The following is a 13,563-nucleotide window of genomic DNA, read 5'->3' on the forward strand; positions in this document are numbered from 1 at the left end:
TTGATTGTTGTTATTGTGGGAACGTCAGTAAGACTTTGCAGCATTGCCGCTGGTCTTTTTCAAACAGTTCGATGGCGTCGGTAACCTGTTGGTAATCAAACGTATGGGTAACGAGCTTGTCAGGATCGATAAGCCCCCTGCGCATCCAGTCGATCACCATCGGGAATTTGTGCGCATTCAGGCGCGATGAAAATATCGACAGTTCTTTGCCGGTAATACCCTGCTGCACGATGTGCGAGGGTTCACTGGAAAAGCCCATGATCACGATGCGCGCGGCGGGTGACGCGAGGCCGATGGCTTCCGGCAAAATCGCCGGGTGACAGGCCGCATCGATAATAATGGTCGGCTTGATCCCCTGCGCCTCCAGCGTCTCCTGCAACGATGCCTTGCCGTTGTTGATCACCCAATCCGCGCCGCTGCGTTTCGCCATTGCCAGCCGTTCTTCGATGCGATCGGTGACAATCACCTGTTTAACCCCGTAAACGCCCTTCAGCGCCTGCACGGTGGTCAGCCCCATCGGGCCTGCGCCGTAAATCAGCGCGATGTCGTTCTCGCCGGGATTGATCTGCCCGGTGACGTTCGCCGCAATGGTGAACGGTTCAACCATCACCGCCTGTTTATCGGGGATGGCGTCCGGGATGGTCCAGGCGTTTTTCGCAGGCACCACGGCATATTCACTAAAACCACCGTCACGGTGTACGCCCAACACCACAAGCGAAGTACAGACGTTAGGCTTGCCCACCGAGCACGGGTAGCAGTGTCCACAACTGATCACCGGATCCACCGCCACGCGCTCGCCGAGTCGCGCGGCGTCCACGCCCTCGCCCACCGCGTCAATGACGCCGAAGAATTCATGGCCAATCACCCGCGGGTATTTCGCAAAGGGATTGTGACCGCGGTAAATATGGCTGTCGGAGCCGCAAATCCCGGCCAGTTTGATTTTGACGCGAACGTCGCCGGCCGCGGGTGCTGGTAACGGGCGTTCATCAATCAGCAGTTGGTTGGGTGTTTCAATAACAATACTTTTCATCATCTCTCCTGATCACCAGTTCCACAGCGTGCCATCTTCCAGCCGCGCGACGGGTAAATACGCGGGATCGTAGGGATATTTCGCCGCCAGCTTTTCATCGAATTCGATACCGAGGCCCGGCTTATCACCCGGATGCATATAGCCGTTATCAAACGTCCAGTTATGCGGGAACACTTCCAGCATTTGTTCCGAATACCCCATATATTCCTGCACGCCAAAGTTCGGCACCCATAAATCGAAATGCAGCGCGGCAGCGTGGCAAATGGGCGACAGATCCGACGGCCCGTGAGAGCCAGTGCGCACCTGATACAGCGAGGCAAAATCGGCAATGCGGCGCATACCGGTAATACCGCCCGCATGGGTAATCGTGGTGCGGATGTAGTCGATCAGCTGCTCTTCAATCAGCTGTTTGCAGTCCCAGATGCTGTTAAACACCTCACCGACGGCAATTGGGGTGACGGTGTGCTGGCGTATCAGACGGAAGCATTCCTGGTTTTCTGCCGGGGTGGGATCTTCCATCCAGAACAGACGGTACTCTTCGATGCTCTTGCCAAAACGTGCCGCTTCGATGGGCGTCAGGCGGTGATGCATGTCGTGCAGCAGATGCTCGTTGAAACCAAATTTATCGCGCACGGCGGCAAACAGCGACGGCGTGAAATCGAGGTATTTTTCCGTGGACCAGAGCTGTTCTTCCGGCCACTGGCCTTTGGTCGCCGGTTCGTAAGCCAGCCCTTTGCCCTTTGACATGCCATAGGTGGTCTTCATGCCCGGCACGCCGCACTGCACGCGGATCGCCTTAAAGCCCATCTCTTTGTGACGGGCGTAATCTTCCAGCACATCATCAACGGAATGCCCGGTGGTATGGCAGTACACCATCACGCCCTCACGGGATGCGCCGCCCAGCAGCTGGTAAAGTGGCATATTCGCCGCTTTCGCTTTGATGTCCCATAGCGCCGTATCCACAGCAGAGATCGCCGACATGGTGACCGGGCCACGACGCCAGTACGCGCCTTTGTAAAAGAACTGCCAAATATCTTCGATACGGTGCGCGTCGCGCCCTACCAGTTGCGGGCAGACATGATCTTTCAGGTATGAGGCGACAGAGAGTTCACGCCCGTTGAGCGTCGCATCTCCCAGCCCGGTGATCCCGTCATCCGTCGTGATTTTCAGCGTGACAAAATTTCGCCCTGGACAGGTGACAAATACTTCAGCACTAACAATCTTCATCGTGGTTCCTGCGTCTTTTGATGTAATGAATGAAATCTAACCAACAGCACTACTACCATACATGTATGAAGATCTAAATTTACGTGCTGGCTCACAAAACAACGCGTCTGCCGGTAAAATAAAAGGCCCTGCTCACCTGAAGAAAAGACGCCGCGATGCGATATGCCGATGAACTGCGTGACCTGCTTTTGCGGGATGAATGTCGAATGGAAGCCCTGAAGGCCGTCGCGGCATCAGGTGTCGAGGCGTGCTGGGTAGGTGCCGGGCTGGTACGCGATGCGGTGTGGGATCACCTGCACTACTTACCCCCGCAGCCGCCAGGCGGCGATGTGGATGTGGTGTGGTTCGATGCCCGTCAAATCGATGACGCCGTCGATCGTCATATGGAACAGCGATTGCGGGAAATAAGCCCTGGCCTTGACTGGTCGGTAAAAAACCAGGCGCGGATGCACGGGCGTAATCATGACCGGGCTTATCACAGCGTGGAAGACGCCCTGCGCTTCTGGCCGGAAACCGCCACTGCAGTAGCGGTCCGGTTACGCGGGCCGGAGCAGATCGAGATTATTGCGCCTTTTGGCCTGGAGGATCTTTTCGCCTTACGGCTGCGTCCCACGCCGCGTTTTCAGCACGAAAAACGCGCCATCTTTGATGAGCGGGTGATGCGTAAGCGCTGGCTGGCGCGTTATCCGAAGCTTGTTCTGTACGAGGATTAACCGGCGCGGCCCCAGCCGGCGACGATAATTAACATCCCGCACAACGCGACCGCCGCCCCCAGCCAGTCATAGACACTGAGCTTTACGCCATCCACCACCCGCAGCCAGATCAGTGCGGTGAATACATAAACGCCGCCATAAGCTGCATACACCCGTCCGCTGGCCGCCGGATGCAGCGTCAGTAGCCAGACAAACAGGCACAGTGACACCGCCGCTGGCAGCAACAACAGTGCGCTACCGCCGCGTTTCAGCCATAACCAGGGCAGAAAACAGCCAATAATTTCACAAAGCGCAGTGATAAAAAAAAGCAGTGAGGTCTTAAGCATACGGGGTTGTCAGTGTCGATTGGTTTAAGAAGATGACGGCATCATACCGGGTGACGCAGGCGAAAGGCCAGGTCCGTCACTTCTCCTGCGGCATAACCCGTCGCGCCGGTATGTCACCGGCAGGCGATGGTGTAGAATATAAACAATATGTCTCTGCAACATTAAATAAGGACTTTCTGATGAAAATCTCTCCAGGCAAACGCCTGTGCCTGACGGCGATGCTGACGCTGGGCGCGATGATGGTTACTCCCGGCGCGATGGCGGAAACCAGTAAACTGATTATTGAATCCGGCGACAGCGCCCAAAGCCGCCAGCAGGCCGCGATGGAAAAAGAGCAGTGGAATGACACCCGCTCACTGCGTAATAAAGTGAATAAGCGCGTGGAAAAAGAGTGGGACAAAGACGACGCCGCGTTTGATGCCCGTGATAAGTGTCAGCAGAGCGCTAACCTCAATGCATACTGGGAAAACAACACCCTGCGCTGTCTTGACCGTCGTACCGGCCGCGTCGTCGCGCCGTAAGTTTTTGTCATAAGGATTTGACTATGAATGAGATTAATAGCGTGAAACTGCGCCCGCTTGAACGTGAAGATCTGCGTTATGTTCATCAAATGGATAACAACGCCAGCGTTATGCGCTACTGGTTTGAAGAGCCGTATGAGGCGTTTGTCGAGCTGTCCGATCTGTATGACAAACATATTCACGATCAGAGCGAGCGCCGTTTTGTAGTGGAGTGCAACGGTGAAAAAGTGGGTCTGGTGGAGCTGGTAGAGATCAACCATGTGCACCGCCGCGCGGAGTTTCAGATCATTATCTCCCCGGAGCATCAGGGCAAAGGTCTGGCCACCAAAGCCGCTAAGCTCGCTATGGATTACGGCTTCACGGTATTGAACCTCTATAAGCTGTATCTCATCGTCGATAAAGAGAATGAAAAAGCCATTCATATTTATCGCAAGCTCGGCTTTATGGTGGAAGGCGAGCTAATCCATGAGTTCTTTATTAATGGCGAATACCGCAACACGATCCGCATGTGTATTTTCCAGCAACAGTATCTTGACGATCATAAAGCACCCGGCAAGACACTGTTAAAGCCTACTGCTCAGTAGGCGGCGACATTAATAGTAAGCGATCGTATTTTTGATACTGAATTTACGCTCGACCGCTGGCGTGACGCTTTCATCGACGATCAGCAGCGTGCAGCTGACCGGATTATCGTGGCGGTCGTAGTCGCAAGTTTGCTTCACATGGCCAAGTGGCTTGTCGTTAAGCACGCTGACGGCGGTATAGTCGAGTTTTTTACGCTTATCCGCTGACGGCGTGGAATCCACCTGTAAGTGCATCTCTTTCGAGGTGGTGGATTTGCCCAGCGGATAACCTTCGCCGTCGTAGCGATAATCCACCTGTAAATCCTTGCCGCGCGCGGTCACCACAAAGCCTTTATCATCCGTGTCCCAGGTTACGCCCGCGGCCGGGAACGCGGCAAGCTGGCATTTACCCTGGAGACGCAGGCGTTTTTCATTGGTTTGTGCATCAATATAATAATTCGCATCCAGCACCAGCGAGACACCGGTATTATTTTCGATGTCGTGGAGCTCCAGTGAATCAAAACACCCTTCTGCCGACAGCGTGCCGGTCACGCGTTTCGCCACTTCCCCTTTATCATTCAGCAGCGTCTGGCTGAAATCCTTTACCGGCCCGCGAAGGGGATCAAAATCAAATTCGTTCGAAAAACTCGCCATTTCCGGCGTAAAAGCGACCGGGTCCTGCTTATTATCACAACCGGCGAGCGCTACCGTCAGCGCGGCCAGAATGATGATTTTTTTCATGGTGATTACCAGAGGTGCAAAATATTCAACCATAGTAGCAAATACAGCGAATTATCGCCTCACCCGTCTCGCCTGTTATGCGGAAGGTTCTGAGATTTTCCTCAACTGACCTGCTTCCCGCGTGGGCTGCTAAACTGTAGATAAATTTATGAGAGAAGGGATCGTTTATGAAAGCTTGCTACGTGTTATGCGCAGGATTATTAATGGCAGCGGCACCGGTTATGGCTGCGCCGGAGTCCTGTGAAAACGTGAAGAGCGATATTTCGCAGCGCATCGTAAACAATGGCGTGCCGGAATCCAGTTTTACATTGGATATTGTGCCTGGCGATCAGGCCGATAAACCGGATGCGCAGGTGGTCGGCCATTGCGCCAATGATACCTGGAAGATCCTTTATACCCGCACCAGCGGTGCCAGCGCCTCCAGCGGCACGCCTGCCACCCCTGATGGCGCACGCACTGAGCCGCAATAAGTTAAGCGTATTACCGTTATTCCCTCTGTCTTTACAGGGGGAATTTCCCAAACATTGACCTCAGATAATACCTTTCTACTCCCTTATTAGTACCCTCTCCCTTCCTTAGCCTGATCGTAATTTCAGCTAATAATGATTTTCATTATAAGAACAGGGAGTGAGCGATGTCCGATGTCGATAATTCCGGCGGTCTCAGCCGGCGTACCCTCGTAAAATCCACCGCTGCTGGCGCGCTTATTATGGCGGCTGGCGGTTTCGCTTTACCATTTGGGCTGCGCCGCGCCGCCGCAGCCGTACAGGAAGCCGTCAAACCGGATGCGGATAAAACCGTCTGGGGGGCGTGCTCCGTAAACTGCGGCAGCCGGTGCGCCCTGCGCCTGCATGTCCGTGATGATGAAGTGACCTGGGTGGAAACCGATAATACCGGTGACGACACCTACGGCGATCACCAGGTGCGTGCCTGCCTGCGCGGGCGCTCTATCCGCCGCCGCATTAATCATCCCGATCGGCTTAATTATCCGATGAAGCGCGTGGGTAAACGCGGCGAAGGGAAATTTGAACGTATTTCCTGGGATGAGGCATTAAATACCATTGCGACGAATCTCAAAGGCGTCGTGGAAAAATACGGTAACGAGGCGGTATATATTAATTATTCCTCCGGCATTGTCGGTGGAAATATGACCCGCTCGTCCCCTTCTGCCTCGCTGGTGGCGCGATTAATGAGCTGCTATGGCGGTTTTCTCGGTCAATACGGCACCTACAGCACCGCACAGATCGCCCGCGCCATGCCCTTTACCTACGGCAGTAACGAAGGCAACAGCACCTCGGACATCGAAAACACGCAGCTAGTGGTGATGTTTGGCAACAACCCGGCCGAAACCCGCATGAGCGGCGGCGGCATTACATATTTCCTTGAACAGGCGCGGAATCGTTCGAATGCCCGCATGATCGTTATCGATCCGCGCTATACCGATACCGCCGCCGGGCGTGAAGATGAGTGGATCCCGATCCGCCCCGGTACTGACGCGGCGCTGGTGGCGGGCATCGCCCATGTGCTGATCAGCGAAAACCTCGTCGACCAGCCGTTCCTCGATAACTATTGCGTAGGTTACGATGAAAAGACGCTGCCGGAAGGTGCGCCTGCCAACGGACATTACAAGGCCTATGTTCTGGGTAACGGCGATGATGGCATCGCCAAAACGCCACACTGGGCGGCCGCTATTACCGGCATTCCCGCCGAGCGCATTATCAAACTGGCGCGGGAAATCGGCACCGCGAAACCGGCGTATATCTGCCAGGGCTGGGGTCCCCAGCGCCAGGCCAACGGCGAACAGACCGCTCGTGCCATCGCTATGCTGCCGATCCTCACCGGTAACGTCGGCATCAATGGTGGCAACAGCGGCGCGCGCGAATCTACCTATACCATCACCATTGAGCGCGTCCCGGTGCCGGAAAACCCGGTGAAGACGAAGATCTCCTGTTTTACCTGGACTGATGCCATTGCCCGAGGCCCGGAGATGACCGCCACCCGCGATGGTGTGCAGGGTAAAGAGAAGCTCGACGTGCCCATCAAGTTCATCTGGAACTACGCCGGTAACACGATCATTAATCAGCACTCGGACATCAATAAAACCCACGATATTTTGCAGGACGAAGCGAAATGCGAAACCATCGTGGTGATTGAGAATTTCATGACCTCATCGGCGAAATACGCCGATATTCTTCTGCCGGACCTGATGACCGTCGAACAGGAAGATATTATTCCTAACGATTACGCCGGAAACATGGGCTATCTGATTTTTATCCAGCCCGCCACCTCCGCCAAATTCGAGCGTAAGCCGATTTACTGGATCTTAAGCGAAGTGGCGAAACGCCTCGGGCCGGATGTGTACCAGCGGTTTACCGAAGGCCGTACTCAGGAAGAGTGGCTGCACTATCTGTATGCGAAAATGCGGGCGAAAGATCCGCTGCTGCCGACGTATGACGAACTGAAAGCAATGGGCATTTATAAACGTAAAGATCCGCAGGGTCATTACGTCGCCTATAAAGCATTCCGTGACGATCCGCAGGCTAATCCGCTGAAAACCCCTTTCGGAAAAATTGAAATTTACTCCTCGCAGCTGGCCGACATCGCCGCCCACTGGCAACTTGAACAGGATGAGGTGATAAGCCCTCTGCCGGTGTACGCCGCCACCTTTGAAGGCTGGGATTCGCCGGATCGTAAGACATTCCCGTTGCAGCTGTTTGGTTTCCACTACAAAGCGCGGACCCACTCCACCTACGGCAACGTCGATGTATTGCAGGCCGCCTGCCGTCAGGAGGTGTGGCTGAACCCCATTGATGCCGCGCAGCGTGGCATTGTCAGCGGCGACATGGTGCGGGTGTTTAACGCCCGCGGTGAAGTGCGTATCGAAGCGAAAGTTACGCCGCGCATTATGCCTGGTGTTAGCGCCATGGGCCAGGGCGCGTGGCATCAGGCCAGTATGACGGGTGATCGCATCGATCACGGCGCCTGCATCAATACGCTAACCACGCACCGACCTTCTCCGCTGGCGAAGGGAAATCCGCAGCACACCAACCTGGTGGAAATCGAGAAGGTTTAAGGAGTAACCCATGACAACTCAGTACGGCTTTTATATAGATTCCAGCCGCTGCACCGGGTGCAAAACCTGCGAGCTGGCCTGCAAAGATTACAAAGATCTGACCCCGGACGTCAGTTTCCGGCGCATTTATGAATACGCGGGGGGAGACTGGCAGGAGGACAACGGCGTCTGGCAACAGAACGTTTTTGCGTATTACCTGTCGATTGCCTGCAACCACTGCGAAGATCCGGCCTGCACTAAAGTCTGCCCCAGCGGGGCGATGCACAAGCGCGACGACGGCTTTGTGGTGGTCAACGAAGAGGTCTGTATCGGCTGCCGCTACTGCCACATGGCCTGTCCGTACGGCGCGCCGCAGTACAACGCCGCCAAAGGCCATATGACCAAGTGTGACGGCTGCCATGCGCGCGTGGCGGAGGGTAAAAAACCGATCTGCGTCGAGTCCTGCCCGCTGCGCGCGCTGGATTTTGCGCCCATCGACGAGCTGCGTAAAAAGTACGGCACGCTGGATGCGGTGGCCCCGCTTCCTGCGGGGCGTTTTACCCGCCCGAATATCGTGATCAAACCCAATGCCAACAGCCGCCCGACCGGGGACAAGACCGGCTTTTTGGCTAACCCGCAGGAGGTGTGAGATGGGTAACGGATGGCATGAATGGCCGTTGATGTTTTTTACCGTGATCGGTCAGTGCGTTACCGGCGGGCTTATCGTCAGCGGCCTCGGCTGGCTGGCGTGTGCTGACAACAGTGAAAATCGCGCCCGACTGACCCGCAGCCTGTTTTTTCTCTGGCTGCTGATGGGCATCGGGTTTGTGGCCTCGATGATGCATCTGGGATCGCCCCTGCGGGCGTTTAACTCCCTTAACCGCATCGGCGCGTCGCCGCTGAGCAATGAAATCGCCGCCGGTTCGCTATTTTTTGCCGTCGGCGGTCTGTGGTGGCTGGTGGCCGTTCTCGGTAAAATGCCGGACGTCCTCGGCAGGATCTGGCTTGTCCTCAGCATGCTGCTCGGGGTGATCTTTGTGTATGCCATGACCCGGGTTTATCAGATCGATACCGTGCCGACCTGGCATAACGGTTACACTACGGCGGCATTTTTCCTTACCGTGCTGCTGAGCGGCCCGCTGCTGGCGGCGCTGTTGCTGCGAGTGGCACGTATTCCCTTTAATGGCGGTGTATTTGCGTTTATCAGCGTGCTCGCGCTGCTGGCAAGCGTGGCGGTGGTGATCATGCAGGGCGCGGATCTCGCCACCCTCGCCTCGTCAGTACAACGCGCAAGTGGGCTGGTACCAGATTATGCCGCGCTGCAAGTGTGGCGTCTGGTGTTGCTCGCCGCCGGCCTGGGATGCTGGATCTGCCCGCTGCTCTGGCGTCGTGAGCCGCAGGTTCTCAGTTTGCTGGTCGGGCTGGTGATGGTGCTGGCGGGCGAACTGCTGGGCCGCGGGGTGTTTTACGGATTACATATGACCGTCGGTATGGCGGTTGGTGGATAAATCAGGAGTGTTTTATGGATGACGCACAGCGTCAGGCGTTTGCCGTTGCCGCCCGGGTTCTGGGGGCATTATTTTATTACCCGCCGCAGAGTGAACAGGCCGCCCCGCTGGTGGCGGCGCTTCAGGATCCGTCCTGGCAGTCACAGTGGCCGCTGCCGTCCGGCAGCCTGTCGCCGCTGGCAGAGCGCTTTACCGCATCCGCCGACGAGCTGCTGCCGGAGGCCTGGCAACGTCTGTTTCTCGGCCCATGGGCGCTGCCCGCGCCGCCCTGGGGATCGGTGTGGCTGGATCGTGAAAACGTCTTGTTTGGTGATTCGACGCTGGCGCTGCGCCAGTGGATGCGGGAGAACAACATTGTTTTTGCGCCGGGTCAAAATGAGCCGGAAGATCATATCGGGACGCTGCTGATGCTGGCAGCCTGGCTCCTGGAAGAAGGACGAGAAGCGGAATGCGAACAGCTATTGGCCTGGCACCTGCTGCCGTGGGCCGGGCGCTGGCTTGCGGTGTTCAGCGAACATGCCGCGCATCCGTTTTATCAGGCACTCGGCGAATTAACCCGTTTAACGCTGGCGGCCTGGCAGACGCAGCTGCTGATCCCGGTGGCAGAAAAACCGCTGTACAAATAAGAAACACATCCCTGAGCCGCGCGGTGTCTGCCGTGCGGCTTTTTTATTCATACTGATAGCGGATGTGAGCGCCGGGTGGCGCTGCGCTTACCTGGCCTGTGGAACTGCAACAGCGTGTTGGCCCGGCAAGCAAAGCGCCGCCGGGCAAACTGACCGTTATGCCAGTACGCGATCCGCCGCCAGCGTGCGGTTTAGCGTCAGCAAATTAATATATTGCGCCAGATCGCGCTGTTCTGCGCGGGGCAGATAAGGAAGTTCGCCGATCAGCGGCGCCGGGATTTTACGGCTCAGCACATTGATAATTTCGGCGTAATGGGCCAGACCCGGATTGATACGGTTCGCCACCCAGCCAATCAACGGCAGGCCATCGCTGGCAATCGCCTGCGCGGTTAATAACGCATGATTGATGCACCCTTCCTGGATCCCCACCACCATCACCACCGGAAGCTGTTCCTGCACCACCCATTCCGAGAGCGGACGCAGATCGTTCATCAGGCTGCGCCAGCCGCCAGTACCTTCAACCACCACATGCTCAACCTGCTCGCCAAGCTTTGCCAGACCGCTGCTCAGCAGGCTGTAGCTGATAGCCCGGCTATGCGCCACGCTACTCTCTTCTTCACTCAGCGCAATGGGGTTAATTGAATCATAAGGCAGCTCAATACTTGAGACGCTTTGCAGCACCAGCGCATCTTTATTGCGCAATCCTTCCGGCGTCTCTTTACTCCCCTTCGCAACTGGCTTGTACCCCGCCACGCTTCTGCCACTGGCAGCGAGCGCCTGCAGTAGTGCACGTGAAACCACGGTCTTCCCGACTGCAGTATCTGTACCTGTTATAAAGAAACGCTTAAGCATTACTTACTCCACCGTTATGCTTCGGAAATATTAACCAGAACAATAATTCAGTGGCGGGAGTCTACGTGAACCCGTAAGTTGTCAGCTTGAGGTAGCGCAATTTTTTGTACGTCTGGCTAAAAAATGTTAACCCTGCAACAGACGAATTAACAAAGAACCGTTATACATCGCGTCTTTTACCAGCGCCGCGCCCGCCATTGTCCCCTGATTGGTAAATTGCGTGCTTTCCACCACCATATGCCTGCTGTAAGCCGGAAGGGATTGCTGACGGATGCAGTCGCTGATCGCCGGAAACAGAATGTCGGCGGCTTTACTCAGCGGCGAGCCGATAAGAATTTTTTGCGGGTTAAACAGATTGACCATGATGGCGAGGATGCGGCCGACGTTGGTGCCAACGCCGGTGATAATGTCTTTTGCCAGCAGATCGCCGTCCTGCGCGGCCTGACACAGTGACTCAACGCTGAGCGGCTTGCCGTGCAGCATTGAACTCATCGACTGGCTCATGCGCTGCTGCGCCAGCTCCAGCACGCTGTCAACGCTGGCAATGGTTTCCAGGCAGCCATTGTTACCGCAGTAACAGCGCTTGCCATAAGGATCAACCTGGGTATGGCCGATTTCCACCAGGCTGCTGCTGCCGGCGTGTAACAGGCGACCATCGGTGATCACCCCGGCGCCCACGTTATGGTCGATCACCACCTGAATCACGTCCCGCGCGCCGCGTGACGCGCCAAACAGCGCCTCGGCCATCGTCCATGCGCTGATGTCATGCTGAATATAGACCGGCACGCCAGTGTGGCTCTCCAGCGCCTCGCCGAGCGCCATATCTTTCACGTCGTCGTAAAACGGCATGCGGTGCACGATACCATTTTCAGTATCAATGATTCCCGGCAAGGTAATGGCGATGGCGGTCAGGCGTTCAAGCTGATGCTGATGGCGAATAAAGAATTGATCGATGTGGGTAATAACACGTGAAATTAACGGCTCGTCCGACACCAGCGGCAGCGGCTGCTGCTCTTCCACCACCAGTTTGCTGCTCAAATCACGCAGCGCCAGATGAATTTCTCCGCGGCTGATACGCAACGACAAATAGTGCCAGGCTTCGGTTTCTACCACCAGCCCGACGGCGGGACGGCCCCGACTGCCCGGCTCCTGAATTTCCGTTTCCTGTACCAGATGCGCCTCGAGCATCTCGCGCACTATCTTGGTGATGCTGGCTGGCGCAAGCTGCGCCAGGCGTGAAAGATCGATGCGCGAAACCGGGCCAAGCTGATCAATCAGGCGATAAACGGCACCTGCATTAGTCTGCTTAATCTGATCAATATGCCCTGGCTGACTATCAGCAACCACCTAAGACTCCCTTTATTTTCGAGCTTCGAAATAATCTGCGGGCTATGGTGAAGTAGTTCAATGAGGCCGTCAAATTTTTGATTAGCCATGTGATTTACCGCACATTTTACCGATAGCCGTGGTGAATAAATTTACGGAATGGTCGCCAGCAGATGTTCCCTGAAACGCGCCGCAGCCGATCCCTGCTCATGATGTTTCGCCCACACCAACCACATTTCAGAAACCGCATCCGCCTCAAGGATGGGCAACCAGCGCATTTCATCCAGCTGCACACGTTTAAAGGAGGCTGGCAGGATCGACACCCCTAACCCGGCGGCCACCAGCCCGATAATCGTCATCGCCTCCCCGACCTCCTGGGCGATCGCGGGGGTCAGTCCGTAGCGGCGCAGCAGCCCAAGAATATCGTCATACAACCCGGTGCCGACCTGCGGATCGAAGAAGACAAACGGCTCGCGGGCCAGTTCGCTCAGCGTCACGCTGGTTTTCTCCGCCAGCGGATGATCCCGCGGCACCATTGCCAGTAGTGGCTCGCGCAGGATCACCTGCCAGGTCAGCGTATCCGGCAGCTGAGTGTTGCGCATCAGCCCTAAATCCAGACTGCCATCGTGCAACGGCGCGATCTGCTCCCGGGTGTTGATTTCGCGGGTCTGCAAATGCACGTCGGGATAACGACGGCGAAATAACGACAGCGTATCGGAAACCGGCCGGATAAAGGGCGCGGAAGACGTAAACCCGATGCGCAGCTCGCCGGTCTGCCCCAGATGCAGCCTTGCGGCGCGGGCAGCGGCGTCTTCTACCTGACTTAAGATCAGGCGGCAATCAGCAAGAAATTGTTTTCCGGCAGGCGTGAGTTCAACGCTGCGGTTGGTGCGGGCAAGCAGCCGTGCGCCAATTTGCTGCTCCAGCATCTGGATCTGCTGACTCAGCGGCGGCTGGGAGATATTCAGCCGGGCCGCCGCATGACCAAAATGCAGCTCCTCAGCGACGGCGACAAAATAGCGCAGGTGACGCAGTTCAATATTCATATGCTAAACATCTCATTTGAGAGGATTAATAT

General features: G+C 56.1%; 14 protein-coding genes and 1 pseudogene. 8 read left to right on the forward strand and 7 right to left on the reverse strand.

Annotated features, from left to right (window positions below; all coding sequences use genetic code 11):
• Positions 1 to 10: 10 nt before the first annotated feature.
• Positions 11 to 1,030, reverse strand: a complete 1,020-nt coding sequence (locus tag KW828_RS00580; RefSeq protein ID WP_218335339.1) for a Zn-dependent oxidoreductase — start codon at positions 1,028 to 1,030, stop codon at positions 11 to 13.
• 12 nt (positions 1,031 to 1,042) lie between these two features.
• Positions 1,043 to 2,257 (reverse strand): starvation-sensing protein RspA, encoded by a 1,215-nt coding sequence (gene rspA / locus KW828_RS00585; protein ID WP_218334520.1) that lies wholly within the window; start codon positions 2,255 to 2,257, stop codon positions 1,043 to 1,045.
• Positions 2,258 to 2,412: 155 nt separating this feature from the next.
• Between rspA and KW828_RS00590 the strand changes: the two genes are divergently transcribed.
• Complete coding sequence (locus KW828_RS00590) at positions 2,413 to 2,970, forward strand: nucleotidyltransferase family protein (RefSeq protein ID WP_218334521.1); 558 nt, start codon at positions 2,413 to 2,415, stop codon at positions 2,968 to 2,970.
• On the opposite strand, the gene KW828_RS00595 is transcribed toward KW828_RS00590, so the two are convergent.
• Positions 2,967 to 3,296 carry a YnfA family protein gene (locus KW828_RS00595; RefSeq protein ID WP_218334522.1) on the reverse strand — a complete coding sequence of 110 codons (330 nt, stop codon included), beginning with the start codon at positions 3,294 to 3,296 and terminating at the stop codon, positions 2,967 to 2,969. The two genes, KW828_RS00590 and KW828_RS00595, sit on opposite strands and share 4 nt — an antisense overlap.
• Before the next feature lie 179 nt (positions 3,297 to 3,475).
• Here KW828_RS00595 and KW828_RS00600 point away from each other — a divergent pair, with 179 nt between their 5' ends.
• Together KW828_RS00600 and speG are read left to right on the forward strand one after the other, a co-directional pair.
• Positions 3,476 to 3,817, forward strand: a complete 342-nt coding sequence (locus KW828_RS00600; RefSeq protein WP_218334523.1) for a DUF1283 family protein — start codon at positions 3,476 to 3,478, stop codon at positions 3,815 to 3,817.
• Positions 3,818 to 3,840: 23 nt separating this feature from the next.
• On the forward strand, positions 3,841 to 4,401 hold the full coding sequence (gene speG / locus KW828_RS00605) for a spermidine N1-acetyltransferase (RefSeq protein WP_218334524.1): 561 nt from the start codon (positions 3,841 to 3,843) through the stop codon (positions 4,399 to 4,401).
• 9 nt (positions 4,402 to 4,410) lie between these two features.
• On the opposite strand, the gene KW828_RS00610 is transcribed toward speG, so the two are convergent.
• Complete coding sequence (locus KW828_RS00610; RefSeq protein ID WP_218334525.1) at positions 4,411 to 5,121, reverse strand: YnfC family lipoprotein; 711 nt, start codon at positions 5,119 to 5,121, stop codon at positions 4,411 to 4,413.
• Between the two features lie 171 nt (positions 5,122 to 5,292).
• Here KW828_RS00610 and KW828_RS00615 point away from each other — a divergent pair.
• From KW828_RS00615 to dmsD, 5 genes and pseudogenes are all read left to right on the forward strand, one after another.
• Positions 5,293 to 5,591: pseudogene (locus tag KW828_RS00615) on the forward strand (DUF1161 domain-containing protein); the annotation flags it as partial.
• A 164-nt stretch (positions 5,592 to 5,755) separates the two neighbouring features.
• On the forward strand, positions 5,756 to 8,194 hold the full coding sequence (gene ynfE / locus KW828_RS00620; RefSeq protein WP_218334527.1) for a selenate/tellurate reductase subunit YnfE: 2,439 nt from the start codon (positions 5,756 to 5,758) through the stop codon (positions 8,192 to 8,194).
• A 10-nt stretch (positions 8,195 to 8,204) separates the two neighbouring features.
• Entirely contained in the window at positions 8,205 to 8,822 is a 618-nt protein-coding gene (locus tag KW828_RS00625) for a DMSO/selenate family reductase complex B subunit (protein ID WP_218334528.1), read from the forward strand.
• A gap of 1 nt (position 8,823) precedes the next feature.
• Positions 8,824 to 9,681: a dimethyl sulfoxide reductase anchor subunit family protein gene (locus tag KW828_RS00630; RefSeq protein ID WP_218334529.1), complete on the forward strand. Its 858-nt coding sequence runs from the start codon at positions 8,824 to 8,826 to the stop codon at positions 9,679 to 9,681.
• A gap of 14 nt (positions 9,682 to 9,695) precedes the next feature.
• The gene (dmsD, locus tag KW828_RS00635) at positions 9,696 to 10,307 is read left to right on the forward strand and encodes a Tat proofreading chaperone DmsD (RefSeq protein WP_218334530.1); all 612 of its coding nucleotides are present in this window, start codon (positions 9,696 to 9,698) and stop codon (positions 10,305 to 10,307) included.
• A gap of 156 nt (positions 10,308 to 10,463) precedes the next feature.
• Here dmsD and bioD read toward each other — a convergent pair whose 3' ends face one another.
• From bioD to KW828_RS00650, 3 genes are all read right to left on the reverse strand, one after another.
• Entirely contained in the window at positions 10,464 to 11,159 is a 696-nt protein-coding gene (gene bioD, locus KW828_RS00640; RefSeq protein WP_218334531.1) for a dethiobiotin synthase, read from the reverse strand.
• 126 nt (positions 11,160 to 11,285) lie between these two features.
• The gene (gene mlc / locus KW828_RS00645) at positions 11,286 to 12,506 is read right to left on the reverse strand and encodes a sugar metabolism global transcriptional regulator Mlc (protein WP_218334532.1); all 1,221 of its coding nucleotides are present in this window, start codon (positions 12,504 to 12,506) and stop codon (positions 11,286 to 11,288) included.
• Between the two features lie 131 nt (positions 12,507 to 12,637).
• The gene (locus KW828_RS00650; RefSeq protein ID WP_218334533.1) at positions 12,638 to 13,531 is read right to left on the reverse strand and encodes a LysR family transcriptional regulator; all 894 of its coding nucleotides are present in this window, start codon (positions 13,529 to 13,531) and stop codon (positions 12,638 to 12,640) included.
• Between the last annotated feature and the right edge of the window lie 32 nt (positions 13,532 to 13,563).

Source organism: Enterobacter sp. ENT03, from assembly GCF_019218745.1.
Lineage (GTDB): Bacteria > Pseudomonadota > Gammaproteobacteria > Enterobacterales > Enterobacteriaceae > Enterobacter_D.

Bases quoted from the DNA above. Each gene is read 5' to 3' on its own strand.
- KW828_RS00580 (WP_218335339.1), bottom strand. From the start codon at position 1,030: ATGAAAAGTATTGTTATTGAAACACCCAACCAACTGCTGATTGATGAA.
- rspA (WP_218334520.1), bottom strand. From the start codon at position 2,257: ATGAAGATTGTTAGTGCTGAAGTATTTGTCACCTGTCCAGGGCGAAAT.
- KW828_RS00590 (WP_218334521.1), top strand. From the start codon at position 2,413: ATGCGATATGCCGATGAACTGCGTGACCTGCTTTTGCGGGATGAATGT.
- KW828_RS00595 (WP_218334522.1), bottom strand. From the start codon at position 3,296: ATGCTTAAGACCTCACTGCTTTTTTTTATCACTGCGCTTTGTGAAATT.
- KW828_RS00600 (WP_218334523.1), top strand. From the start codon at position 3,476: ATGAAAATCTCTCCAGGCAAACGCCTGTGCCTGACGGCGATGCTGACG.
- speG (WP_218334524.1), top strand. From the start codon at position 3,841: ATGAATGAGATTAATAGCGTGAAACTGCGCCCGCTTGAACGTGAAGAT.
- KW828_RS00610 (WP_218334525.1), bottom strand. From the start codon at position 5,121: ATGAAAAAAATCATCATTCTGGCCGCGCTGACGGTAGCGCTCGCCGGT.
- ynfE (WP_218334527.1), top strand. From the start codon at position 5,756: ATGTCCGATGTCGATAATTCCGGCGGTCTCAGCCGGCGTACCCTCGTA.
- KW828_RS00625 (WP_218334528.1), top strand. From the start codon at position 8,205: ATGACAACTCAGTACGGCTTTTATATAGATTCCAGCCGCTGCACCGGG.
- KW828_RS00630 (WP_218334529.1), top strand. From the start codon at position 8,824: ATGGGTAACGGATGGCATGAATGGCCGTTGATGTTTTTTACCGTGATC.
- dmsD (WP_218334530.1), top strand. From the start codon at position 9,696: ATGGATGACGCACAGCGTCAGGCGTTTGCCGTTGCCGCCCGGGTTCTG.
- bioD (WP_218334531.1), bottom strand. From the start codon at position 11,159: ATGCTTAAGCGTTTCTTTATAACAGGTACAGATACTGCAGTCGGGAAG.
- KW828_RS00650 (WP_218334533.1), bottom strand. From the start codon at position 13,531: ATGAATATTGAACTGCGTCACCTGCGCTATTTTGTCGCCGTCGCTGAG.